This window comes from Martinezella lusitana, from assembly GCF_016901135.1.
Lineage (GTDB): Bacteria > Pseudomonadota > Alphaproteobacteria > Rhizobiales > Rhizobiaceae > Rhizobium > Rhizobium lusitanum_D.
This window is the reverse complement of record NZ_JAFEVL010000018.1, coordinates 51,108-75,836: the sequence shown is the minus strand read 5'-3', so window position 1 is coordinate 75,836 and position 24,729 is coordinate 51,108. Positions and strand designations below refer to the sequence as shown.

The 24,729-nt window shown below is 61.7% G+C and carries 25 protein-coding genes; 3 read left to right on the top strand and 22 right to left on the bottom strand.

Features of this window, described 5'->3' with window-relative positions; translation table 11 throughout:
• Positions 1–68: 68 nt before the first annotated feature.
• From JTP94_RS06885 to JTP94_RS06800, 18 genes are all read right to left on the bottom strand, one after another.
• The gene (locus tag JTP94_RS06885; RefSeq protein ID WP_204849793.1) at positions 69–473 is read right to left on the bottom strand and encodes a type II toxin-antitoxin system VapC family toxin; all 405 of its coding nucleotides are present in this window, start codon (positions 471–473) and stop codon (positions 69–71) included.
• A complete protein-coding gene (locus tag JTP94_RS06880; RefSeq protein ID WP_204849792.1) occupies positions 473–718 on the bottom strand; it encodes a type II toxin-antitoxin system VapB family antitoxin in 246 nt (81 codons plus the stop codon). The genes JTP94_RS06885 and JTP94_RS06880 overlap by 1 nt, the downstream gene beginning before the upstream one ends.
• A gap of 102 nt (positions 719–820) precedes the next feature.
• Complete coding sequence (locus JTP94_RS06875) at positions 821–1,759, bottom strand: ABC transporter ATP-binding protein (RefSeq protein WP_204849791.1); 939 nt, start codon at positions 1,757–1,759, stop codon at positions 821–823.
• Between the two features lie 18 nt (positions 1,760–1,777).
• Positions 1,778–2,413: an ABC transporter permease gene (locus tag JTP94_RS06870; protein ID WP_204849790.1), complete on the bottom strand. Its 636-nt coding sequence runs from the start codon at positions 2,411–2,413 to the stop codon at positions 1,778–1,780.
• Positions 2,410–3,042 carry an ABC transporter permease gene (locus JTP94_RS06865; protein ID WP_204849789.1) on the bottom strand — a complete coding sequence of 211 codons (633 nt, stop codon included), beginning with the start codon at positions 3,040–3,042 and terminating at the stop codon, positions 2,410–2,412. Before JTP94_RS06865 ends, JTP94_RS06870 begins: the two co-directional genes overlap by 4 nt.
• A 40-nt stretch (positions 3,043–3,082) precedes the next feature.
• Positions 3,083–3,862, bottom strand: a complete 780-nt coding sequence (locus JTP94_RS06860; RefSeq protein ID WP_204849805.1) for a PhnD/SsuA/transferrin family substrate-binding protein — start codon at positions 3,860–3,862, stop codon at positions 3,083–3,085.
• Positions 3,863–3,903: 41 nt separating this feature from the next.
• The gene (locus JTP94_RS06855) at positions 3,904–4,908 is read right to left on the bottom strand and encodes an ornithine cyclodeaminase family protein (protein WP_204849788.1); all 1,005 of its coding nucleotides are present in this window, start codon (positions 4,906–4,908) and stop codon (positions 3,904–3,906) included.
• 115 nt (positions 4,909–5,023) lie between these two features.
• Positions 5,024–5,869, bottom strand: coding sequence for a glycine betaine ABC transporter substrate-binding protein (locus JTP94_RS06850; protein WP_246754702.1), 846 nt, complete (start codon positions 5,867–5,869; stop codon positions 5,024–5,026).
• Between the two features lie 99 nt (positions 5,870–5,968).
• Positions 5,969–7,495 carry a histidine ammonia-lyase gene (gene hutH, locus JTP94_RS06845; protein WP_204849786.1) on the bottom strand — a complete coding sequence of 509 codons (1,527 nt, stop codon included), beginning with the start codon at positions 7,493–7,495 and terminating at the stop codon, positions 5,969–5,971.
• Complete coding sequence (hutC, locus tag JTP94_RS06840; protein ID WP_204849785.1) at positions 7,492–8,262, bottom strand: histidine utilization repressor; 771 nt, start codon at positions 8,260–8,262, stop codon at positions 7,492–7,494. Before hutC ends, hutH begins: the two co-directional genes overlap by 4 nt.
• Complete coding sequence (locus JTP94_RS06835; protein WP_204849784.1) at positions 8,259–9,110, bottom strand: MaoC/PaaZ C-terminal domain-containing protein; 852 nt, start codon at positions 9,108–9,110, stop codon at positions 8,259–8,261. Before JTP94_RS06835 ends, hutC begins: the two co-directional genes overlap by 4 nt.
• A gap of 2 nt (positions 9,111–9,112) precedes the next feature.
• A complete protein-coding gene (locus tag JTP94_RS06830; RefSeq protein ID WP_204849783.1) occupies positions 9,113–9,913 on the bottom strand; it encodes an SDR family NAD(P)-dependent oxidoreductase in 801 nt (266 codons plus the stop codon).
• Complete coding sequence (locus JTP94_RS06825) at positions 9,903–11,459, bottom strand: acyl CoA:acetate/3-ketoacid CoA transferase (protein ID WP_204849782.1); 1,557 nt, start codon at positions 11,457–11,459, stop codon at positions 9,903–9,905. The genes JTP94_RS06830 and JTP94_RS06825 overlap by 11 nt, the downstream gene beginning before the upstream one ends.
• 283 nt (positions 11,460–11,742) lie before the next feature.
• A complete protein-coding gene (locus JTP94_RS06820; RefSeq protein ID WP_204849781.1) occupies positions 11,743–12,489 on the bottom strand; it encodes an ATP-binding cassette domain-containing protein in 747 nt (248 codons plus the stop codon).
• Positions 12,482–13,546, bottom strand: a complete 1,065-nt coding sequence (locus JTP94_RS06815) for an ABC transporter permease subunit (RefSeq protein WP_204849780.1) — start codon at positions 13,544–13,546, stop codon at positions 12,482–12,484. Before JTP94_RS06815 ends, JTP94_RS06820 begins: the two co-directional genes overlap by 8 nt.
• Before the next feature lie 107 nt (positions 13,547–13,653).
• Positions 13,654–14,643 (bottom strand): substrate-binding domain-containing protein, encoded by a 990-nt coding sequence (locus tag JTP94_RS06810; RefSeq protein WP_204849779.1) that lies wholly within the window; start codon positions 14,641–14,643, stop codon positions 13,654–13,656.
• Positions 14,644–14,868: 225 nt separating this feature from the next.
• Positions 14,869–16,281 (bottom strand): ROK family protein, encoded by a 1,413-nt coding sequence (locus JTP94_RS06805; protein WP_204849778.1) that lies wholly within the window; start codon positions 16,279–16,281, stop codon positions 14,869–14,871.
• Entirely contained in the window at positions 16,274–17,215 is a 942-nt protein-coding gene (locus tag JTP94_RS06800) for a tagatose-bisphosphate aldolase (RefSeq protein WP_204849777.1), read from the bottom strand. The genes JTP94_RS06805 and JTP94_RS06800 overlap by 8 nt, the downstream gene beginning before the upstream one ends.
• 229 nt (positions 17,216–17,444) lie before the next feature.
• Here JTP94_RS06800 and JTP94_RS06795 point away from each other — a divergent pair, with 229 nt between their 5' ends.
• Complete coding sequence (locus JTP94_RS06795; protein WP_204849776.1) at positions 17,445–18,371, top strand: sugar-binding transcriptional regulator; 927 nt, start codon at positions 17,445–17,447, stop codon at positions 18,369–18,371.
• A complete protein-coding gene (locus JTP94_RS06790; RefSeq protein WP_271022697.1) occupies positions 18,368–19,033 on the top strand; it encodes an HAD-IA family hydrolase in 666 nt (221 codons plus the stop codon). Before JTP94_RS06795 ends, JTP94_RS06790 begins: the two co-directional genes overlap by 4 nt.
• A 16-nt stretch (positions 19,034–19,049) precedes the next feature.
• Here JTP94_RS06790 and JTP94_RS06785 read toward each other — a convergent pair whose 3' ends face one another.
• Positions 19,050–20,345 (bottom strand): D-tagatose-bisphosphate aldolase, class II, non-catalytic subunit, encoded by a 1,296-nt coding sequence (locus tag JTP94_RS06785; protein WP_204849775.1) that lies wholly within the window; start codon positions 20,343–20,345, stop codon positions 19,050–19,052.
• Positions 20,342–21,295, bottom strand: a complete 954-nt coding sequence (locus JTP94_RS06780) for a sugar kinase (RefSeq protein WP_204849774.1) — start codon at positions 21,293–21,295, stop codon at positions 20,342–20,344. Before JTP94_RS06780 ends, JTP94_RS06785 begins: the two co-directional genes overlap by 4 nt.
• Before the next feature lie 240 nt (positions 21,296–21,535).
• Here JTP94_RS06780 and JTP94_RS06775 point away from each other — a divergent pair, with 240 nt between their 5' ends.
• Positions 21,536–22,570 (top strand): LacI family DNA-binding transcriptional regulator, encoded by a 1,035-nt coding sequence (locus tag JTP94_RS06775; protein WP_204849773.1) that lies wholly within the window; start codon positions 21,536–21,538, stop codon positions 22,568–22,570.
• Positions 22,571–22,577: 7 nt separating this feature from the next.
• On the opposite strand, the gene JTP94_RS06770 is transcribed toward JTP94_RS06775, so the two are convergent.
• Together JTP94_RS06770 and JTP94_RS06765 are read right to left on the bottom strand one after the other, a co-directional pair.
• Positions 22,578–23,543, bottom strand: coding sequence for an alpha/beta hydrolase (locus JTP94_RS06770; RefSeq protein ID WP_204849772.1), 966 nt, complete (start codon positions 23,541–23,543; stop codon positions 22,578–22,580).
• A gap of 21 nt (positions 23,544–23,564) precedes the next feature.
• Complete coding sequence (locus JTP94_RS06765) at positions 23,565–24,713, bottom strand: Gfo/Idh/MocA family protein (protein ID WP_204849771.1); 1,149 nt, start codon at positions 24,711–24,713, stop codon at positions 23,565–23,567.
• Between the last annotated feature and the right edge of the window lie 16 nt (positions 24,714–24,729).

The following is a 24,729-nucleotide window of genomic DNA, read 5'->3' as shown; positions in this document are numbered from 1 at the left end:
TTCCCGCTGGCTCTATTGCGAGCCGCCGGGAGCAAAATTCCAGTCGAGACGGAAGCGAGCATCATCCTTCAGGGGACGGTTTCAACATCGGTCCGCCGGAATTCCTCTGCCGTCGCAAGGATCGGTACGCCATAGTATTTGGCGCAGGCGTAATGCAAGCAATCGCCGAGATTGAGCCCATGACGTCCGGAACGATAACGGTGCGCCGCCGAAAGCGCGAGACGGGTCGTTTCCCGTGCCGGCGGCAGATCACAGATTTCAATACCGCGCTCTTCCATGAATTCCAGAAGCAGGGACTCTACTGCCTCCACCGAGAGATCGAATTTATCCGGACGGGCAAGGCCAAGTGCTGCTTCCAGCACGGCGATCGGCGAGGTCATAGGGCTTTTAGCCGATGTGATCGCCTTCGAAACTCTCTCCGCCTCCGGTTCGTCCGAGAGAAGGGCAATGATGGCGCAAGCGTCGATAAACACTAGTTTTCGTCCCACATCGCGTCGAAGGCTTCCCGCGGAAGTGGTTTCCTGGATTGATCTTTTAAGGCAACGCCATGCTTTTCGCGAAGTCGCACCGCCGTTTGATGCGGCGTTTCTGCCTTGCTGCGCTTTGCGATCGCCTCCTTCATAGCGATAACGATCGCTTCGGAGATGGTGACGCCAGCCATATGTGCAAACTTGCGCGTTAGCGCATCCGCCTCCGGATTATTGACGTTAATGGCCACGGTCAACTCCATGTAGATAGATTTTGATTTTAATGTAGATTATGCGCGCCCAGTTTCCAAGAGTCCATGCCAATCACGGCCCCCTAATTGGACTTGGCTGCCCTACCTATGCGCGGAAAGCACCGCCTCGCGGGAGAGATACCCCACTGTTTCGCCACTATCCATCCTGACATCAAGACCGGGCAGATCTCCCGCCAGGATCAGCGCCAGGGCATCATGAAGACTGGCGGCGGGCTTGATGGCTACGGCGGAATCCTGAGGCGCGGGCGGCGCCATGACGCTCGCGACCGCGATCAAGCTCAGGCGTTTGATCGCCCTGTCCGGACCGAGGAAGCTTTCGACGAACTCGTTGGCCGGCCGCGCCAGGATCGCTTCCGGCGTATCGTATTGCAGAAGGCCTCCATCGCGCATGATGGCGATGCGGTCGCCCATCTTGATCGCCTCGTCAATATCATGGGTGACGATGACGACCGTCTTGCTGACCTTTTTCAGGATCTGCCGGAACTCGTCCTGCAGTCGCACACGAGTGATCGGGTCGATCGCGCCGAAGGGCTCGTCCATCAGCATGATGGCGGGATCGGCGGCCAGCGCCCGGGCGAAGCCGACGCGCTGGCGCTGGCCGCCGGAAAGCTCGTGCGGCAGGCGCCTGCGCATGATCGAGGGATCGAGGCCGACCAACTCGAGAAGTTCGTCGATGCGGCGGTCCGTCCTTGCCTTGTCCCAGCCGAGCAGGCGCGGCACGGTTGCGACATTGCGCTCGATCGTCATATGCGGGAACAGCCCGACCTGCTGGATGACATAGCCGATGCTGCGGCGAAGCTCCTTCGGATCGGTCGCGGCCACATCGCGCTCATTGACCAGCACACGGCCGGCGGTCGGAGTTTCCAACCTGTTGATCATGCGCATGGTGGTGGTCTTGCCGCAGCCGGAAGGGCCGATCAACGCGACGGTCGTGCCCGTTTCGATGATGAGATCGAGACTGTCGACGGCGTGGCGCCCGCTTCCCTCGTAGTTCTTCGTGACCTTGTCCAGTCTGATCATATCAAGCGCCCTTTGCGGTCATCGTCTTTGGGTGAAAAATCGCTCGAGCCGTCCGAAGACGAGTTCGGCCGCGATGGCTAGAAGCGCGATCGGAAGGGCGCCGACCAGAAGGCGCGGCATATTCATGATGGCGATGCCGGCATTGATGAAATCACCGAGCCCGCCGCCGCCGATGAAGGAGGCGAGTGCCGCGCCGCCGATCACCTGAATGGCGCTGGTGCGCACGCCGGCAAGGATCGAAGGCACCGAAAGCGGACACTCGATCTGCCAGAGAATATCGCGTCGCCCCATGCCCATGCCGTTGGCGGCATCGAGAAGTGCCGGGTCGATCTCTCGGATGCCGATGATGGTGTTCAGCAGCAGCGGCGGTATCGCCAGCACGATCAGCGCGATGACCGAGGGCAAAAGCCCGATGCCGAGGAAAGGCATCGCCGCGGACAGGATCGCAAGGCTCGGAATGGAACGCAGCGAGCCGGCGATATTGACGGCAACGAAGGCAGCGCGCGGGGCCCGCGCGACGAGAAAGCCGAGCGGTATCGCAATGACGAGGGCAATGCCGAGCGATATGGCGCACATCAGCACATGGCGGTTGAAGGCGCTGAAGAAGGTGCTCTGATTCTGGGAAATCCAGTTGATGGCATCGATCAGCATCATGCCGCCTGCCTCCCGTTGCGGCGGCGCAGGTATTTTTCGAGCGACGCGAAAAGGTAATCGGCGAAAAGCGCCAATGCCGAGGTGAGCAGGCCGCCGGCAAGAATCTTTTCCGGAAAGCGCTGGTCGATACCCTCGAAGATGATGACGCCCAGACCGCCGGCATTGATGTAGGCGGCGACAGTGGCGATACCGATGACTGTCACGATCGCGATACGAACGCCGCCGACGATGAAGGGCATGGCGAGCGGCAGCTCTATCTCCCAGATGCGCCTTGGCGTGCCATATCCCATGCCGTTGGCCGCATCGAGTACGTCGCGGGGAATGGCCTGAAAGCCGAGCCCGATATTGCGAATGAGGATCATCAGGGAATAGGCGGCAAGGCCGGTGATGGCGGGCGCGGCGCCGATGCCGAGCACGGGAATGAGGAGAGCAAAAAGCGCGAGGCTCGGAACGGCGAACAGAACGCCGGTCACGATGACGATGACGCCGAAGGTTCGCGGCCTGCGCGCGGCCCATATGCCGACGATCAGGGAGATCACCAGAGCAATCCCGACTGAGGAGAAGACGAGGTAGAGATGTTCCAGCAGGGCCTCGGCCAAACGGTCGATATTCTTCGGAACCCACTTCATGGGCGAGCTCCCTCGCGGCGGCGGCAAGTGTGTCGGAGCCTCACCATGTCCCTCCGAGAGCTTCGTCGACTGCGCGGGCTCTTGCCGGAAGCTGCTCATAGGCCGCGATATCCGGCTCGGCGAAGGCGGCAAGGCCGAGCGAGCTCAGAATATCGCGCCCCTCCGGGTTTCGATGCGCACCAAGAAGTGCGCCTTGAAGCGCTGCGATCGTCTCGGGAGACTGTTGCCTGGCGGCGACGAGAAGCGGGAAGGGCGCCGGCCTTGTCGTTGCGACGACCCGCAGCGGCGCGATCATGTCTGGTTCGTGCATCTCAAGCAGCTGATAGGCATAGGCGTCGATCGCTCCGACATCGATGGCACCCGTGCGGATCGCCTCGACCACGCCGCGCGGATTGAGGAGCGGGCCGACAGTCTCGCGCACCGAACGTCCGTTCTCAAGCGCGGCGACGAACTCTCGTGGTGCGTTATAGCCGGACTGCGAGTCCCGCACGGTCCAGCCCCAGCGCACGGTCGAAAGATCAGCTTCCGTGAGCGGCTTGTCGTGAGCGGCGACGATATGGCTTGCATAGACCGGCCGCCCTTCTGCCCAATCTGCCAGCGAAACAGGTGCCGCCAGCGGCACCGGGCGTTCAGCGAACGCAAGCCTTGAAAACGGAAAGCCGCACATGAAGACGGCACCCATGTCCGGCCGCGCCCATAGCTCCGACAGTGGTGCCGGCGCCGCATGGGCGATGACTTCAAGATCGATGCCGGACTGGCTGGAAAGCCAGTCGAACAGGCGACCCCACAGCCCGGATATTTTCGGACTGAGATTGTACATTCGCGAGCAGGCAATGGCTGAAGAAGGGCGTGTCATGGCTGTCACGCAAAGCGAAGGCGCTGGCCGATGTTCATCCGCTTGGCCTTGTCGACCATCGCAGCACCCAGCGCGACGTCGGTGGTGCTGAGCCCACGATGCCAGAAGAGAATGGTCTCATCGTCGCTCTCGCGGCCGGGCTTGGCGCCACAGACGATCTCACCGATTTCGGCATGCAGCGTCTCGGCCGTCACCTTGCCTTCATCGACATGGCGGCGCAGCGCACCGAACGGACGGCCGGGGCCGCACTGGCCCCAATCGTCGACCACGACCTTGTCCATGATGTCGGTCAGGTCGAATTCGAGCGCGCTCATCGTGCCGTAGGGGACGACGAAGGCGCCCTTTTTGACCCAGGCGGTCTTGAAGAGCGGCGTCGGCTCCGGCAGGCGGCTTGCCTCGATCATGATGTCGGCGCCCTTGAGGCAGTCTTCCCAATTGTCCGTGACGATGATCTTCTTGCCGAGGTCCTTCTCCAGTCGTGCGGCGAAGGCATCGCGGCTCTCCGGGCGGCGTGAATGCACGCGGATCTCATCGAAATCGAAGAGGTGATCGAGCAGGCGCACATTCCAATAGGAGGTGCCGCGCGCGCCGATATGACCGAGTATCTTGCTGTCCTTGCGGGCAAGATGGCGAGCGCCGATGGCCGTGACAGCACCCGTGCGCATGTCGGTGATTGCAGTCGCGTCGATAATCGCCTTCGGCACGCCGGTGCGTGGATCGAACAGGTTGAGCACGGCCAGTTCCGAGGGCAGGCCCTGTTTGTAGTTGTCGACGAAGTCGCCGACCACTTTGACGCCGGCATAGTCGAGCGGCTTCACATAGCCGCGCAGCACATTGAAATGGCCCTTGTCGGAGCTCTCGGGAACGAGGTGGACACGAGGCTCGATCACCGTCTCGCCGCGTCCTTGCGCATCGAGCGCCTTGGTCACGGCGTCAAGAATTTCATCGTTGGAAAGCGCCAGGGCTTTCGTATCGATGGCGTTCAGATAGTCGATCCAGATTTCCTGCATTGCCGTTCTCCAGGCCAGTTGCCGGCTGCGCCGGTTTATCGAGGGGTGCAGGCCGCGCGCGGTCTGCCGGAAAGCGAAGCGGCAGATGCAAACCAGCCCGCCGCTTCGATGATGATCAGGGCAGCAAGCCCTTTTCCTTCAGGAATGCCTCTGCGACATCCTTAGGCTCTTCGTGATCGGTCTCGACCTTGGCGTTGAGGACGCGCATGGTTGCGTTATCGAGATGGGATCCGAGCGATTCCAGCACGTCCTTCAGCTTGGGATTGGCATCCAGAACCTGCTGACGAACGACCGGGGCGACATAGTAGGGAGGAAAGAGGCCCTTGTCGTCGTCAAGCGCGGTGAGGCCCTGGGCGCCTATCTGCCAGTCGGTGGCGGCGCCATTGGCGACGTCGATGTCCTTTTGCGAAAGCGCGTCATAGCGCAGGCCGAGCTTGGCGAACTGCTTGAACTCCTTGAATTCCGCATTGTAGACGCGCTTCAGGCCGGGCAGGCCGTCGGCACGGTCGGGAAATTCAGCGCCACCACCGAAGACGAGCGTATTCGCTACTTTAGCAAGATCGGACAAGCTCTTGAGATTGTTGGTATCTGCTGTTTCCTTGCGGACGACGATCACATAGCCATTGTTGATGCCGGTGGGCTTCAACCAGGCGAGATTGTAGTTCTTGGCGTAGAAGTCCTTGACCTCGTTGTAGACCTTGTCCGGATCGGTAGACATGGTTCCCTTGACGACGGAGGAGAGCGCCGTGCCCGTATATTCCGGATAAAGGTCGATCTGGCCCGTGGTCAGGGCTTGATGGGCGATCAGCGTGCCGCCGAGATTGATCTTGCGCTCAACCTGGAAGCCCGCTTTCTCAAGCAGCGCCGCATACATTTCGGCAAGAATATATTGCTCGGTGAAATTCTTGCTGCCGACCTTGATCGGCTCGGCGGCGGCGGGTTTGACTGTGGAAACGACCATCACAGCGGCGGCGATGGTGGACAGGATCGATAGTCTCATTTTCTTCCCTCTGGATTCGTTGATCTATATTCAAATCGGTTGCGGCCTTTTGGCTCTTTGTCATTGATGAAGGGCGATGCCCTCCTTCTGAGGAGTGCTTCCTATGAATTCCGATAGTTTCTGAAAATCCGGTCCCTGGGCACGGTCCTCGTCGAGCGGAGGCACAAGCTCGCGGACCTGCCGATAGGCCTGCTGCGTGCCCGCGCCAAGTTCCCCCCGCACGCCACGCAGCTCGATGGCCTGCGCCGACGCGATGAGCTCGATGGCAACGAGATAGCGCAGCCGCTCGATGATGGCTTCCGTCTTCGTCAGAACGCTCGGCGCCATCGAGGCCTGGTCCTCGACGCCATCGGCCACCGGGATTGGTGTCAGCGATATCGGCGCGGCGAAATGACGTATTTCGGCTTCGAGCGCCGAGACAGTTTTCTGCACCGTGGCAAAACCGGTGCGGCTCTGGCCGAGCGGCGTGAGGAACCGTGGCAATTCGGACATAGCGGCCGACATGATCTTCATGGTTCGGTAGGCCGTTGCGGCTGCGCAATGCGCCAGCGCCTGGCCGAGGCGCTCCCAGGCCAGCACGAAGGCGGTCATGTCGAAATTGCCGTGCGACAGGATGAGGCCTTCGTCGACCAGCACGACCGGATTGTCGCCCGAGCTGGCAATTTCGATCTCGGTCACCTCGCGGGCTTCACCGATTGCATGCAGAAGCGCGCCCCAGACCTGAGGGGCGCAACGATAGCTTAAGGGATCCTGCAGGCGTCGCGCCGCGCCTTCGACAAGCAGCGAACTTCCGGAAAGCAGGTCGCGCAGCCTGGCTGCGGCCTCGCGTTGGCCGAAAGCCGGCCTTGCCGTCATTGCCCGGTCGTCGAAGGCAGTGACATTGGCGCGGAACGCCTCGAAATTCAGCGCCACGGCCGCAAGCGACCAGTCGAACAGCCGCTCGACATCCTCCAGGCAGAGGCAGGCCTTGCCGACCGACAGGCTGTTGGCGACGACGAGGGCGTGGCCGTCCTTCGGCGCGATGAGCAGCGGTTCCAGTCCGGCTTTTTCAAGCGCTTCCCCGGCCGCCATCACAACGCCGCCGAGTTCGGCTGCGCCGTCCCCCAACAGCGCCCGACCCATATGCGCCAACGGTGCAAGATCGGCCGCGCCGATCGAGCCGAGAGAGGGGACGACCGGATGGAAGCCTGCATTCAGCGCGGCGACGAGACCGGAGAATACCGGCAGCGAGACACCCGAGCCGCCGGCTGCCATGCCGGCGACGCGCACCGCCATCATTGCGCGCACGGCCTCGCGTGGCAGTGCCGCCCCAACACCGACCGCGCGCGCCAGCGGAACACGCATCTGGAAGGCGATGAGATCATCCGCAGCAAGCTTGGTATCGACGCCGGCGCCGAGCCCGGTCGTCAGTCCGTAGACCGGCACATCGGCGGCCACATAGCGTTCCACAACGGCACGCGCGGCGCGAATCTTCTCTTCGACATCAGGTGAGATCGCGATCCTGGCATTGCGGCGCGCGATGGCGACAATGTCGCTCACCGTCGGGGGAGTTCCGGCGAAGGATACGATGCTGCCGGTCTTGCTCATTCCTGCTTGCCTCCAAGAAGTGCGATCGGTTTCCTGCGATCTTTGCCGGAGCGAGCCTCCAGCCGATACTTGTCGCCAGGATAGGTCAGCAGCGCACAGGTCACGACTGCGTCGCCGGACCAGGTGCGGCGGAAGACGCGCAGGCAGGGCTGATCAGGTTTGACGCCCAGCAGCTTTCTGACCGCGGCATCGGGCTTGATAGCTTCGACGAAATGCTCGAATTCGGTGATCGGCGCGACCCGCGTCAGATATTCGTTCGGGGTGATCGTGCGGAAATCATTGGCGAGATAATCCGGCGCGACAATCGGATTGACATAGCGTTCCTCGACCTGGATCGGCTGGTTGTCTTCCAGATGCACGATGAGGGTCCGCATGACTTCGATGCCGGGCTCCAGATCAAGCGACTGCGCCACATTCGCGTCCGCCTTGATGCGATCGGCGATCAGTACATTGGCGGCGTGGCGGTGGCCCCGGCCGGAGATTTCATCAGCAATGTTCTTGATCTGCAGCAGGTCGATATCGTGACGCTGCGAGGAGACAAAGGTTCCAAGGCCGGCGGAGCGTGTCAGCACACCTTCGAACATCAGCTCGCGCAGGGCGCGATTGGCGGTCATGCGGCTGACGCCGAATGAGGATACCAGCTCGCTTTCGGAATAGACGCGGTCGCCGGGCTTGAACTTGCCTTCGGCAATCAAGGCCATGATCCGTTCCTTGATCCGCAGATAATGCGGCGCGTCGCCAGGCGGTTTCGGCTTGGGTCCCGTCATGACAGCCTCGCATTTCCATAGTCGAGCGCCGTCACGCCGCGCTCCGGCACTCGGGCGCGGAAATGGATATCGCGGTCTTCGTGCCAGATATCGAACTCCAGCCTGTCTCCGGGAAATACGACTGATGTAAAGCGAGCGGCGATGAAGCCGACATCCGCGATACCCTCGGCCCCCAGCGTGCGGCCAATGGCGTAGCCCGCATAACCGAAGGTGCAGAGGCCATGAAGGATCGGGCGCTGGAAGCCGGCCCGGGCGGCATAGGCTGGATCGACGTGGAGAGCATTGAGATCGCCGTTCAGACGATAGAGAAGGGCTGTGTCCCGCGGGACCCTGATCGAAAACATCGCATCGGCGACGCGCTCCGGAACTGGCGTTAGCGGTTCAAGCGGCACTCCTGCCGATCCGCATCCGCCATCGCCCCGGCAGGCATTCGTCTGAACGATGCTTGCGACGGGTGTCTCCTCGGGCAATGTCACGATCGTCCGCTCGAACGCCGCGAACATGCCCTTATCAACACCGCGATCAACGATCGAGAGCATGCGCGACCGCGAGAGCAGGGGCGTATCGAGGGGCAGGGGTCGATGGATCGTCAGCCGCTGCTCGGCATGGACCAGCTGCTGCCAGTTGACGCCCGCATCCTGCATCCATGGACCGGCATGGGCGACCACATTCGCCAAAGTCGGCACTACCAACAGATCCCGTTCCAGCACCCGGCGCAAATGCGCTGTGTCGAGCGATTCTGTTCCGTATCCGACTGAAAGTGCATAGAGGATGGCATCTCGCGCGCTCACCGTCTGCCGCGCCTCGGGGATCGGAAACTCCATCAACGATCGAGCGGATATCGCCATGATCAATCCTCAGCCTTGGCGGCTGGTTTGCGCACGCCACCGCCAAGCCGGATGCCGCCATCGACAGACAGCAATTCGCCGGTGATGAAGTCGGCACCCTCGATCAGCCAGACGACCGCTCCGGCGACATCTTCTGGTGTCGCGACCCGCCCGAGCGGCGCCGTGCCGGAAAACCGCGCTGCGAGCGCTTCATAGGCATCCGAGCCGAGCGTTTGGCGCATCCACCGCGTATCGATAACACCGGGGCAGACGGCATTGACGCGAATCTCCGGTCCGCAGGTGCGGGCAAGCGCCAGCGTAAGCGCGTTGAGCGCGCCCTTGGAGGCGGTATAGGCAAGCGAGGAGCCGCCGCCGGTAAACGCAACGTTCGAAGAAACGTTGACGATCGCGCCGGCTCCGTTTGCCCGCATGGCGGGGATGGCGGCGCGGCACATCTGGTAGGCGCCAACTACGTTGACGCCGAAGACCTTTTGGAAATCGTCGGCCGAAAGGGTCTCGAGATCGAAGGGATCGGATTTGACTGTCACGGCGGCATTGTTGACGAGTGCATCGAGCCGCCCCCAGCGGTCGACGGCCTTTGCGACCATCATTCGGCAGGCGGCATCATCGGACACGTCGGCCTGTACAAGCTCGATCTCCGCACCGGCTGCCCTGCAGGCAGACGCTGTTTCCTCCGCCTCGTCGCGGCTGCGGCTATAGTTGACGACGACCCGCGCGCCTTTTTCGGCAAACATGCGGGCACAGGCGGCGCCGACACCGGTCGCCGACCCTGTGACGATGACGACGGCTCCCTCAATTTTCATGGGCGAAATCCCTCATCGGTGACGGATGGAAAAGACGCGCGTCCATCAGTGTAAGCTTGTCGGCAATGGCGACGCCCGCCGGCAGACGCTCGATGACATCCGTTCTCGCATCAATGCCAGGCGCGACTTCCGTCAGCGTCAGCCTGCCGTCGATGACGTGGAAGACGGCGCGCTCGGTCACGACAATCTGCCGCTGCCCGGCAGGTGCTGCATGAGGATCGGAGCTCACTTGCGCCACCTTGTCGACGATCTTGCAGCTGCGCCCGTCCGCAACGATCGAAAGCTTCCCGTCGATGACCTGGATCTCCGCGCCACCATGGGAGAAGGAGCCCATATAGACGACCGAGCCGGCAGTCTGCGCGATATTCGTGAAACCGCCAACGCCAACGATCGTCTTGCCGAACCGGCTGACATTGACCGCGCCCCGGATATCGACTTCCGCCATGCCGAGAAAGGCAAGATCGAGACCGCCGCCGTCATAGAAATCGAACTGAGACGCTTGCGCGATAATGGCGCTCGGATTGACGGCCGCACCAAATGAAAGCTCCTCGGCCGGGATGCCGCCGATGACACCGGATTCGATCGTGACCGTGTAGTCGGCGAAGGCTTCTTCGCTGGCGATGCGGCCGATGCCGGCGGCAATGCCGATACCGAGATTGATCGTGGCACCCTTTCGGCCAAGCAGCTCCTGAAAGGCGCGGCGCTGGATGACTTTGTCGACCGTCAGGGGCAGGGGCGGCAATTGACTGATCGCGGCACGCAACCGGCCGGTATAGGCGATGTTGTCGGTTTCGCCGAAACTTACGCCGTGCTGGGCGGGATCGTCGCAAACGACGACATAGTCGACGAGCATGCCCGGAATGCGGACATCGGCGGCAGGCAGTGAGCCGCGCTCGGCAATGCGCTTGACCTGAACGATGACGATGCCGCCGGAGTTGCGGCCGGCCTGGGCCATGGCGAGGACATCGACCGGAAAGGCCTCGTCCTCGAGCGTGATATTGCCGTCTTCATCGGCCGTCGTGCCGCGCAAAAGCACGCAATCGAGGGGTATGGAAGGGTAGAGCAGCCAGTCGCGGCCGCGCAGGCTGATGCGCTCCACCAGCTCTTCGGTGGTGCTCTCGTTCATGCGGCCGCCGCCATTGCGCGGGTCCATGAAGGAGCCAAGGCCGATATGGGTCACGACGCCGGGCTGGCCTGCAGCGATGGCGCGATAGAGCTGCGCGATCACACCCTGCGGCCAGCAATAGGCATCGATCTTTTCAGCAAGCGCCAGTTCCCCGAGCCGTGGCGTGCCGCGCCATCCGCCGGCAATGACGCGCTTCACGAGGCCTTCATGCCCGAAATGGCCCATGCCGCGCGTCTTGCGATCACCGGCGCTCGCCGCAAACAGCAGCGTGAGACCGCGGGGACCGCCTTCCGCCAGAAAGCGTTCCTCCACCGCGGCCGAGATGGCTTCGGGATGGCAGCACCCGCCAAAAGCCGAGGCGGCGACGGTCATGCCGTCCTTCAAAAGCGCTGCCGCATCATTGGAAGTGATAATCTGCATAGTCAACCCAGCCGCCGTTGGCTGTATATACAGGCACAGCAAATGCGTGTTTGCAAGGCAATAATCAGCACTGCTTAAAACGGATGCACATCGCGGTGCAAGACGGTCATTCGACGGCTTCCAGCAGTGCCGTTCATCGACTGTCAGGCTCTCCGGCGAGCCGATGGATGCAGTTTCATGGGCCAGCGATCACGCACTGAAAGCGCTCAAATAGTTCGAGCGGCGACTGCGTCTCATCGCTGTCGCCGCCCGGTTCGCGATTCGATGTTATGCCGATGACAGGCTAACCGCCGATCATAAGCTTGACGACTTCCTCATGATTGGTGTCGGAGATATTCCGCTCGCCGGCGACGATGCCACGCCGCAGGACGACGATCCGGTCGGAGACCGCGAAAATATCCTGCAGATTGTGCGAGATGAAGATGACGCCACGACCCTGCGCCTTCAATGATTTGATCAGGGCGACGACCTTGCGCTGTTCCGGCACGCCGAGCGCGGCTGTCGGCTCGTCCATGATCAGGATGCGGGCGTTCCAGTAGACCGCACGGCCGATCGCGACGGCCTGGCGCTGGCCGCCGGAAAAGTTGCTGACCGGCGCGTCGAGCCTTTTCACATGGAAATCGAGCTGCGCCATCGTCGTGCGCGCCGCCTCCGCCATGGCCTTCCGGTCGAGGACAGGCAGAAAGCCGAAGAGCTTCTTCATCGGTTCGCGGCCGAGAAAGATGTTGGCGCCGATCGTCAGATTGTCGGCAAGTGCCAGGTCCTGATAGATCGTCTCTATGCCTTTCTCGCGCGCGTCCTGCGGCGAAGAGAAGGTGACAGGCTTGCCCTCGATCAGGATTTCCCCCGACGTTGGCGGATAGACGCCGGAGATCGCCTTGATCATCGTCGTCTTGCCTGCACCATTGTCGCCGGCAAGTGCCACGACTTCGCCGGGGTGGACGACCATCGAGCAATTGTCGAGCGCGTGGACGGCGCCGAAATAGCGCGAGAGGTTGCGGACTTCGAGAAGGGGTGTTGCGCTATTCATCCTGTTTTGCTCCGCTGAACCGGCGCTGCGCCTGATCGATGAGCACCGAAATGATGATGACGACACCGACGGCGATGAACTGCCAGAACGGTTCGACGTTCATGAAGACGAGTCCATATTGGATGACGGCGATGACGAGCGCTCCGGCGACGGTTCCGATGATGGTGCCCGAGCCGCCGAAGAGACTGGCTCCACCGATGACGACGGCAGCGACGCTATCGAGCAGCAGCGGTTCGCCCGCCTGCGCCGCGCCTGCGGTAAAGCGGGCCGCGTAGAGCGCGCCGCCGAGGCCGGCGCAAGCAGCGGAGAGCACGTAGAGCCGCAGCAGGTGCGATTTGATATCGATGCCCGCGCGGCGCGCGGCCTGCGCATTGGCACCTATGGCATAATTATGTTGGCCAAAGCGCGTCTGGCTCAGCAGATAATGCATGATCAGAACGAAGACGAGCGTGACGATGACAAGATAGGGCACGCCGTAAAAGCGGCCGTTGCCGAGCTCGGCGAAATAGGAGTTCTTGACCGGCACGGTGGTGCCGCCGGCAAGCAGGAAGGCCGTGCCGCGGGCAACGCCGAACATGCCGAGCGTGCCAATGAACGGCGGGACCTTAAGACGCGAGATCAGCAGTCCGTTGATGTAGCCGGGCACGGTGGCGGCAAGCATGGCGACGAGAACGCCAAGTAACATTGCCACGGGCAGAGGCATATAGAGGCCGGCGACATTGGTGATATGGGCAGCAACGACGGCCGCCAGCCCCATGATGAAGCCGGTCGAGAGATCGATGCCGCCCGATATGATGACGAAGGTCTGCCCGATCGCCAGAAGCAGCGGCGCCACGGCGAAGACCGCCACGGACTGCCAGTTGAAACTCGAGCCGATGAAGGTACCGCCGAAATCGATACGGGCCCAGATCTCGAAAGTCACGATCAGCGCGGCAAGAAAGAGCCACGCGCGCAACTGCGCGATATAATTGATGATGGTTTTTGCCTGGTCGCCGTGGTCTGCCTGCGGCGCCACATGCTGGTCCGCCTTGCGGGCCTCGGTATCTTCGGTACTCATGGATGAATCCAAACTCGAGCGAGGACGTACAGAAGTCGTCACGCCATTCCCTCCATTATGATCAGAGACGTGCCCCGCCACATGGACGAGGCACAGAGTTCATCCGATTAGTCGGAGTAGATGAACTTCGCGACGTCCTTGTCGGCGACGTTCGATTTATCGATTACCGTGAAGCCGGTGCCGATCGCTGTCGGGATCGAATTGCCGGTCAGATGCGCATAGGCCGCCATAACGCCGAAATAACCGATTTCGGCCGGGTGCTGGGCAATCGCCAGATCGACAAGGCCGGAGTTGATGTTGTCGACGATGGTCGTCGGCGCATCGAAGGCGACCACGCGGATCTTGCCCGTCTGGCCCGCCTGCTGCACGCCGTTGGCAGCGCCAAGGGCCGAGAACAGATTGGCCCCGAAGACCCCGTCGAGGTCGGAGTTGCGGGCATAGACAGCCTGGAGCTGCGAGGCCGCCTTGTTGGCATCGTCGTCATTATACTGAGTATCCAGAACGGTGATGTTCGGATATTTCTTCATCTCGTCCTTGAAGCCCTGCTCGCGCTGGTCCGTCGTCGAGATGCCGGGCTTGACGTTGGAAACATAGACCTTGCCCTTCTCGCCCACTGCCTTTGCCAGCGCACGTGCGGCGATCGCACCGCCGAGCAGGTTGTCGGAGGCGATGTAGGCCAGCGGAAAATCCGCATCGCCGCTTCCGGTCTGATAGACGCCGGTGCCGATGAAGGTATCGACCGTGATGACCGGAATGCCGGCGTCCGCAGCCTTTTTCAGCGGCTGGATTAATTGGTCCTTATCGGTCGGCGCAATCAGGATCGCGTCGGGCTTCTTGGCGATGACCGCATCAAGAACCGGCACCTGGGTCACCGGGTTGAAGTCGGGCGCGCCCTGGAACACCAGCGTTGCGCCAACCGCCTTGGCGGCGGCTTCGGCGCCCTTGCGCATGGTGATGTAGAAGGCATCCGTCGTCAGGCCCGGAATGAGGGCAATCGTAAACTTCTTATCCTGGGCTTTGGCACTGCCGGCGATTGCGGCAACCCCGGTGGCAAGCGATGCCACGGCCGAAGCCTTTAGAAATGAGCGGCGCTCCATAACTTCCTCCTCTTGAAGCCGAACCTCCCCGTCCGGCAAAGCGATAATCAGTGGCTTACTGCGGCACGTCAAGTAATTTTTTTCTGCAAGGAATTTCGTTCATCTGATTGATATATTTAAGCAATTTAAAGCTATCCGCAACGTTACGGTCTGCCGTGGACATTGCGTCGCACGGCAGTCAGACATTGTTCCAACCCTGTGCCGGCCCTCTGGACGGCGGCCGCATTACCTGTTGCCGAACACCTGCGAAACCCACGCCACGACAGCATCCATATCCAGCTCTTTCGTCTGGTCGATCGTCATCACGGCGCCGCAACCCATGGGCTCGGCACGATCGGCAAGCGCAACCAATTCCTGCACATATTCGGCGCCCGGATGGCCCGGCAATCGATCTTTCAGGCGGCTGGCATAGCGCTCGCCGGCAACGATCCCGGGAACCTTGCACCAGAGTTCGGCTACCCGCGCGATCTTTGCATCCTCTATATAGGTCTCGAGCTGTGCTTTCGGCTGAAAGCCAAACCAGGCATCGACGATAAATGTCGAACCGGCCGGCGCACCGGCAATGAAGGACCAGATCGCCTGGTAGCTCGCTTTTCCCAAGGTCCGGTTGAAGTCGCGGTCGACGGGGCCGATATGCTGCAGAAACGGATTCTTGATGCCGTCGAGGGAGAGAATCGGCCAGCCGGTGCGCTCCGACAGTGCCTTGGCGAGCAGGCTCTTTCCCGAGGCCGGCACGCCATTGACCAGCACGACATGCTTTTCGGCCGTCCCGCCGGCACTGCCGAAGATCGACAGGCCGGCACCGATGACGCCTGCGTCATCGGCGAGCTTGGCCGGCAATATGGCCGGGCAGAACCATGGAGCGACCGCCGGAAGATCGGCAAGCGCACGCGCCGCGTCGCAGCCGAGACCGCCACCGAGCAGGATGACTTCCGGATCCATCGTCGCTGCAATATTGTCGAGGGCCGCGCGCAACGGTGCAGCCCACTGGCGCAAGACACGCTTGGCATCGTCGTTTCCTGCAGCAGCCAAATCGAAAACCTCGCCGACGGTGGCGGCCGACAGGCCGGCTTCGGCTATGTGACGGCGTAGCGCGGTTCCGGAACTGAACGTCTCCACACAACCGCGCCTGCCGCACGGGCAAGGCGGACCATCCTGCGAGACGCAGATATGGCCAAGCTGCCCGGCCGCCCTATGGCCGTGATATATGCTGCCGGCATGGGCGACAGCGCCGCCAATGCCCGTTCCGATCGTCAGCATGGCGACGTTTTTATAGCCCTTCGCGCCGCCAATGCGCATCTCGGCGATCAGCGCCATGCTGCAATCATTCTCAACGACCACTCTCTTCCCGATAGCCGCCTCGATCCGCTCCGCAAAGTCGAGACCGGCAAGATTGAGGATGCCGCCCGACAGGATCTCGCGGTTGGCGACATCGACGCGGCCGGGAATGCCGACACCGATGCCAGCAACGTCCGGTCGGTCGAGCTGGCGCGACATGGCAATCACGCGCTCGAGGACTTGAAGAGGATCGGTCGGTGTCCGTTCCGACAGTTTCGTGAGGATCTCGCCGCGATCGGAGACGAGAGCGGCGCGAATATTCGTGCCGCCAATGTCCACGCCGATGGCGATCTCAGGCATTGGCGCGCTGCCCCTGATTGGCTCTCTGCGAGCCCGCACCTTTGAAATGTGCGGCAATGACCGCCTGAATCTCCCGGAGCCTGGGCACAGCGACCGTTTCAAGCCGATCCTTCGTCACCGTGCGATCCAGGGAAATGCAGTCCTTCCACAGCGAGCGGCCGGCGATGACGCCGGAGGCGCCGTTGCGCATGGCATCCTCGACCTGCGAGAGGAAAGTTGCGTGATCGACGCCCGCCGACAGGACAGCCCAAGGGACATCGCCCGCAAGGCGCGTGACCTCGGCGCAGGCTTCCGTCGAGCCCGGATAGGGGATCTTCAAGACCTTCGCGCCGCAATCCAGGCAGATCCTGCTGCCGCCGACGATCAGCGAGGGCAGCTTGGCCTTGTAGTCGGCTTCGTCCTCATTTTCGAACTTGTAAGTGAGAAACTCGACGACGAGCAGCAGATCCTCGCGCGCGAAATCCTCGATGCATTGGCGCAGGATTTCGATGTTGCGGACATTCGCCTCATCGCGATCCGAGCGGAGATAGACCATGATCTTGCCGCCGGTAGCGCCCAGCTGGCGCACGCGGCGGGCGGAAATGCCGGGAACCAGCTTCGACAAACGATAGCCTTCGGGGGACGTATCCCAGCCGGAGGCATCGAGGCCGATCAGAAGCGCGGTATCGCGCTGGATGATCCGATCATCGACCAGTGCGGGCACCGCGCAAATCGGGTCGACCAGAACGCAGGACGCCTTGCTTGCCAGGAAACGGGCGATATCGGCCTTGGTGTCGCCCAATACCTTGTCGGAGATTGCTGCCTGTTCCGCCGGGTCCTTGGCCAACAGGCTGCGCATGCCGCCGCGCTGATCGCAGGCAATCACCATCATGGCGCCATCGCTACCGCAAATCTGCTGATAGCCGCGCATTTCTGCTGTCGTCAATCTCGTCATCTGATCCTTCCTCCGGCCGTGCGAAACGGCAATGATGCCGGTACGCCTTCTCCACTCCCAGGAGAGGGCAAACCTCTGATATTGAGGGTGCGCAGGCGCCGCCGCATAATCGTTGCGAAATCGGCTGTTTTGAGCGATAACTCCTCAAGTAGAGACTATGTAACACATTGCAGAAAGGAATTTCAACCTGAATTCGTCTCAGTCGCAGGAGGCTGCAGCAAATCGTGCTTTGCTGCATACGGTCGCCAAGCTGCATTACCAGTCCGACATGTCGCAGGTGGATATCGCCAAGAAGCTTGGCCTATCGACGGCCACGGTCTCGCGACTACTGCAGCGGGCTCGCTCGGTCGGGATCGTCAGGATCGAGGTGATCGATCACTCGCCGTCGGAAGATCTGAGCGCCGCACTGATCGATGGTCTGAAATTGCGCACGGCAGCGGTGATCGACACGCCATCGTCCAACGTCCTGAGCGCGCTTGCCGCTCCGGTCGGTTCGCTCATGCAGCAGGCCGGGTTGCGCTCGGGCTCGACGCTCGGCATCGGCTGGGGAAGGGCGGTGCGGGAAGTGACGCTTGCCGGCCTGCCGCAATTGCCCGGAATTGTCACCGTCGCCCTCAATGGCGGCATGCAGCAGGCAGCGGCACACTTCCAGATCAATGAATTCGTGCGTCAGGCGGCTGCCCAGATGGGCGGCATGCCGCATTTCCTGCACGCTCCCTATGTCTCGTCCACCGAACTCAGGGACGCCTTCCTCGCCGATCCCACGGTGCAGCAGGTGACGTCGCTCTGGGACAGGCTGGATGCGGCGATCGTCGGCGTCGGTTTGACGCATGCGTCGAACCCATCCGAGGCGACGGCGGCGCTACCGGGAGAAAGGGCGCTGAGCCATGCCGCAGGCGACGTGTTGCGCCACTACGTCACCGAAGCCGGCGAGATCCTGCATTGGGACGGCGAGGAACGGATGATCGCGGCCTCGCCCGAACAGTTGCGAAAGGTGCCTCTGTGCATTGCCGTTGCCGCCACTCCGGGCAAGGCACCCGGCATTATCGGAGCGGCGCGGTCCGGGATGATCAACGCGCTGGTCACCGACGCCAATACCGCACAGGCGATCCTTGACCGCCTGTCGTCCAATCAGAAAACCGAGGATCAGCCGTGACGCTTTTTTCCGGCCGCTCCTTCGGCGCTTTCCTGTTCGATATGGATGGAACCATCCTGAACTCCATTGCGGTTGCCGAGCGGGTCTGGACAGCGTGGGCGGAGCGGCGAGGTGTCGATGCAGAAAGCCTTTTGGCCACCGTTCACGGCAGAAAGGCGATTGAAACGATCACCCGGCTCGGCCTGTCGGGGATTGATCCGGCCGAGGAGGTCAGGTTTCTGACCCAGGCTGAGATCGACGATGTGGTCGGCGTTGAGCCGATCACGGGTGCACTCGATTTCCTGGAACGCCTGCCTCGAGATCGCTGGGCGATCGTTACCTCGGCTCCACGGGAACTGGCCAGGGTCCGCCTCGAGGCAGCCGGCCTTCCCTGGCCGCCGGTGCTGATCGCCGGCGAGGACGTACAGAACGGCAAACCCGCGCCTGATTGCTTTCTGCTGGCTGCAAAGACATTGGCGCAACCCATTGAGGAATGTCTCGTTTTCGAGGATGCTCCCGCCGGCATCGAAGCCGCCGAAGCGGCCGGCGCTTCCGTACTCGTGATCAGCGCGACCCACCGCGCACCGCTATTAACGCGGCATCCAAGTATCGAAAACTATGACCATCTGGCGCTGGAGATTGCCTCGTCCAGGTCTCTTCGCATTTCAAGAAAGCTGGCGTGAGCTGTTCAACGCAACGCTATTGCCGGGTCGCGCTGTCTATGGCACCGGCATAGATGTCGAGCACACGGACGACACTGGCGAGCACGAGAGCCCGCGCCTCCGGCATGACCGATCCATCGGCAATCATGGGCTCCAGATGGCCAAGATATTGGCTTATCAAGGGGCGCGGGATGATGCGCCCTTCGAGGGCCGACATCAGCTCGTCCACCGCCCCCTGTGCGGCGGGCATAGCCCAGCAATAGCGAATGCGGTCGCTGAAAGAGTAGTGCCGCTGGATAAACTGTTCGCGTGCATCGCCCGGATAGTATTTTTGCCAATGTTCCGGGAAGGATAACATGATCTGTTCCATCGCTGCCGGCAGGGTTTGGCCAGTCACGCGCGGAGCAAGCACTTCGGCGATCGAGTTCAAGCCATACAGGGCTTCGCGAAGGGCGAAGGTCAGCCAGGGACCGACTTTCAGGATCGCAAAGCCATCGCTGACAAGATCGCGAAGCGCCTCGGCGCTCTGGTAGTCGGTCGAATGCGCCTCGAACACGAATTGCGGCATGTCGTTCAAGGTGGCGGCCAGGCTGGCGGCTGGCCGGCGCTGATAGCCAATCACCTCGGCATTGCCGAATTCAACCCCGGGCTGGACGACAACGCCGATCGCCCGCGTAAAAGCCTCGTCGAGACCCAATCGCGCAAAGGCTTGGCGATGCAGTTCCACCGTCGCGAGTGCATCGTCCGGCGTGGTTATATGCATATGGTCTAGCGCCTCGACCGCGCCGCCGGGAACAGGGACTTCCGTGCCGACGATATAGCTTGGAGCCTGCGTTCCGGATTGACGGACCCTGGCTTCCGATACCTCGGCCAATTGCGCGGCCCTGGCCGCGATCGTCATATCGGGTAGCGCCTGCGGATCGTCGGCGCAGGCCATGCTGGTATCGAGATGGAGTTTGGTAAAGCCGGCGGCGGCAAAGGCGTCGATCATCGTCTTCGCCTTCGACATCGCCTCATCGGCGCGCAGATGCTTCCATGGATTGGGACCGAGATGATCGCCGCCCAGAATGAGCCTGTCCGGAGCGAACCCGACCTTTGCGGCGATCGCCTCGACGAAGGTTCGGAAATCGGCAGGCGTCATGCCGGTGTAGCCGCCATCCTGATTGACCTGATTGCAGGTCGCCTCGATGAGCACATCGGCGTTTCTGGCTTTGCCATGCGTCAACGCTGCCTCGATGACAAGCGGGTGAGCCGAGCAGACGGAGGTAATACCGGTTGGCAACCCCTCGGCGCGGCGTTGCGGCATTCTTGCCAGCCGTTGCGTCGCATTCATGATGAAGGCCTCCCGATTGCGTCGTCAAGGAATGCCTGCACCTCGGCGAGTGTTGCGATTCCTTCCATCGGTCCCTTGCGCGTGACGGCCAGCGCCCCACACGCGCAGGCTATGCGTAAAGCGTCTTCGGGATGAGCGCCACGGAGCCAGAGCGAGACGAATCCCGCGCCAAAACAATCACCTGCGCCAGTTGGATCAATCTCTGTGACAGGAAAGCCCTGGGCCGCCACCTGGCGATGCCGGTCGTAATAGACGGCGCCAGCAGAGCCTTTTTTGACGATCACCGCCGAAATGCCGCGCGCCAGCATCTCGGTTATCGCCGAAGCCTCGTCGGCCGCATCGGTGAAGATGAACAGTTCCTCGCCGCTCGGCAGGAAAATATCGGTCAACATGAGAACCTTGGTCAGCGCCTCGCGCATCCCGGGCAGCTCGATCATCTCCTTGCGGATGTTTGGATCGAAGGAAACCGTGCCGCCCTTGCGCTTGACCATCTCGATACCCGCGAGAATGACGGACGTCGCCCTCTCGGAAAACAGCGAGGAGCCCATGACGTGGAAATGGTCGGCACCGGCCAGAAGCGCTGCAGCCCCTTCGTCGATCTCAATCGATCCGGCCGCGCTGTTCTTGATGTTGAAGACGAAGTGGCGGCTACCGTCGGCCCGATAGGAAACGAAGGCCGTACCGGTCGCCTGTCCCTTGTGGATGGCAATGGCGGAGACATCCGCGCCCCAATCCCGCAATCGATCGATATTGAGATGGCCGAAATCATCATCGCCCACCGCGCTGATCAGGCCAGCCGGCTGGCCAAGGCGTGCAGCCTGGGCGATAAAGATCGCCGGCGCACCGGAAGGAAAGGGGCCGTGCAGCAGCCCGGGCTCGGCAAGGCTTTGATCGACCCGATCCGCCATGATTTCGACGACGATCTCTCCGGCGCTGACGAGCTTTTTCATGCAGGCTGAACTCACTTCCAGGTGGTTTCAATTTTGGCGGCGCGAAGGCTTTGAACCAGCCATGTTTCTAAGACTTGAACTTTTATGCGTCAATTAATAAATTTGCGCACGTAATGTTTTTGCATGACGTAAATTCCGGAAAACTTTACCGGAACTTGTGTCGTCGATTGCGCTTGCTTTCGGGTGGACGCATAACGGGAAAAGCGAGCGGCCCGGCTCGGGCAGGATGGTCGGCATTCGATGGAAAAAATGACGCATAAGACAATGGAGGATTTCGCAAAGTCCTGCGGCGTCTCCCGTCCCACGCTTTCCAAATATTTCGACGATCCGACCAGTGTGAAGCCGGTAACGCGGGCTCTGATCGAAGCTGCTCTCCGTTCGTCCAACTATCAGCCGAACATCTATGCACGAAATCTCAACCGGAAGAGAACCCGCAATATCGGCATTCTCGTTCCAGCGTTGACCGATCCCTTCTATGCGGAGATGGTCAATCGTCTCGAATTGAGGCTGCGCGTCGAAGGCTATTGGCCGATCGTGTTTTCCTCGCATGGTCTGCCGGAACTGGAGAGGGAAGCCGTCAACACGATGCTCTCCTTGAAGGTCGCGGGTGCCGTGGCCGCGCCGCTGGGACAGACGTCCGATCCGCGGGCGTTCGAGAGGCTGGCGCAAAATGTGCCGATCGTCTATTTCGACACCTATATCGAGGGGAATACGCCTTTCATCGGCAACGACAATAGGCAGAGCATCGCGACGATCGTCGAATATCTCTGCCGGTCCGGCGAAGCGCCGGCCTATCTTGATATTCCGCATGTCAATCACAACTCGCCGGAGAGGCTGGCGAGCTACATCGCCACGATGGAGGCCTCCGGCCATGAGCCGCTGGTGATCAAGACGACAGCCTCTTACACCTGGGAGTTCGAGCACGTCGGTTACCAGCAGATGGGCGACATGCTGAACGCGAACACCCTGCCGCGCCGAACTATTCTCTGCGCCAACGATCGTCTCGCCTTCGGCGTCATGGCCGCCGCTTTCGCGCATGGGTTGAAAGTCGGACGCAAGAAGGGCGATGATCTGCGGATAGCCGCGCACGACGATCATCCGCTGAGCCGCTATACCTGCCCGCCGCTGACGACAATGGCACAGGATTTCGCCGCCATGACGGCAAACAGTGTCGATTCGCTGCTGGCACTTCTCGGCGATACGGATGCGCCGGCTCAGGCGGTCGCACCTATGGTCCGTCTGAGCGGGACGCTTGTCATGCGGCAGTCGGCCTGACGCCGCCTCAAGGTGTCGTTCGATCCGAAACCTCTTCGAAGCTGCGCCATGCCGCAACCGCGTCCTCGACCGCTTGCCGCGCGTCGGGAATGTACTTGCCCATCGATACGAAGCCGTGGATCTGTCCGGGCCATTGGCGAAGCACCACCGGGATGCCGTCTTCTCGCAGACGCTCGGCATAGGCAAGGCCCTCGTCGGCAAGGATATCGTACCCCGCAACGAGGACGAAAGCGGGGGCGGCACCCGCCAGGCTTTCCGCGCGCAGCGGCGAGACTCGCCAATCGAGGATATCCTCATTGCTGCGGACATAGTGATCGCGAAACCATCGCATCGTTGACAACGTCAGGCCGAAACCTTCGCCATGGCGACGATAGCTGTCCGCCGTCTGTGCAGCATCGGTATTGGGATAGATCAGCAGCTGCGCCGCAAGCCGCGGCACTTCGCCAGAGCGCGCCATCAGCGCTAGAACCGCCGCAAGATTGCCGCCGGCGCTATCTCCGGCGACCGCTATGCGCAGCGGATCGATGCCGAGTTCGGCCGCATTCTGTGCCATGTAGGTCAATGTCGCCGCGCAGTCCATCAAGCCCGCCGGGAACTTGTGTTCGGGCGCCAGGCGATAGTCCGGGCAGATGACGACGCACTGCGCGATATTGGCAAACCAGCGGCAAATCTCGTCATGCGAATCGAGATTGCCAAGCATCCAGCCGCCGCCGTGGAGATAGAGCAGGGCGGCGGCATCCCGCGATGGTGCGCCAGTACCACGATAGACGCGCAGATTGATCGGGCCGTTCGGGCCATCGATCTGCCGGTCCTCTATCGAGGTCACGGTCTCCTTGGCGCCTTGAACCGAGAGAAAGCCGGCATTGTAATCGAGGCGGGCCTGTTCGGGCGTGCCATCTTCGAATGCGCGAGGCTTCGATCCCTTGCCAAGATCGAGAAGCCGTCGGGCGTTTTCATCGGGCTGTTCGGTCATATCAGCGTCCCCTGGCTGGTGTCAGGCGAGAAGACTGCGCGCTTCGTCCTCGCCGAGCAACGCCGGCTGTGTAAGATCGCCGGCAATCCGGACGGATTGTCCGCTTTCTCCTGAAGCCAGAATGGCCTCCATGATTTCGAGCACATGCAGCGCAAGCTCACCTGATGCCCGTGGCGGCCGGTTCTCCTCAAGCGAGCGCGAGAGATCGGCAACGCCAAGCATGCGGTAATTCGCCCGATCCGGCGCCGTATAGGGCCAATTCCTCTTGCCATAGAGTTCGCCGTCACTATCGAAATCACGCCAATCGGCGCCTCGCTCGGACAGGGATACCGTTCCGCCGAACGTATCGGGGTCCGGCAGCCGCAGCGACCCTTCGGTGCCATGCAGTTCGATCGGATGATTGGAGTGGCGGAAGACGTCCCACGAGGCGCCGAAATTGATCGTGGCGCCGGATGCGAATTCCAACAGCGACAGAACATTGGTCGGTGTGCCGACCTTGAAGCTGGTGTTCTTGAATGGGCCGTCGGCGGTGATGAGGCGTTCTTCCTGGCCTTTCGTCGCCATCGCCATGACGCGCACGACAGGTCCGAGTAGGTTCACCATCATGGTCAGATAATAGGGGCCCATGTCAAAGACGGGGCCGCCGCCCGGCTGGTAATAGAAATGCGGATTGGGGTGCCAGTGCTCCATGCCACGCCCCATCATGAAGGCCGTACCGCTGACCGGACGGCCGATCGCGCCTTCCTCCATCAGGCGCCGTGCCCGACGGCCCGCCGCACCGAGGAATGTGTCGGGGGCCGATCCCAGCCGCAAGCCGCGGCGCTTGGCTTCCGTCACAAGAATGCGGCCGTCGGCCGCCGATGTCGCGAGCGGCTTCTCGGTGAAGACGTGCTTGCCGGCCGACAGGGCCGACATGGTCACGTCGAAATGCACGGAGGGAACCGTGAGGTTCAGGATCAGATCGACCTCGGGATCGGCAAGCAGCTGGTCGACACTCAAGGCGCGAATGCCATATTCGCGAGCACGAAGCGCGGCTGCATCGACCGATATGTCGGCGCAGGCGCGTAATTCGACGCCGGCAAACAGCGCCGCATTGCGCAGATAAGTCATGGAGATATTGCCGCAGCCAATGACTCCGACGCCGAGCTTTCCCTTTGAATTGTCTGTCATATTTTTCAACCCTCCC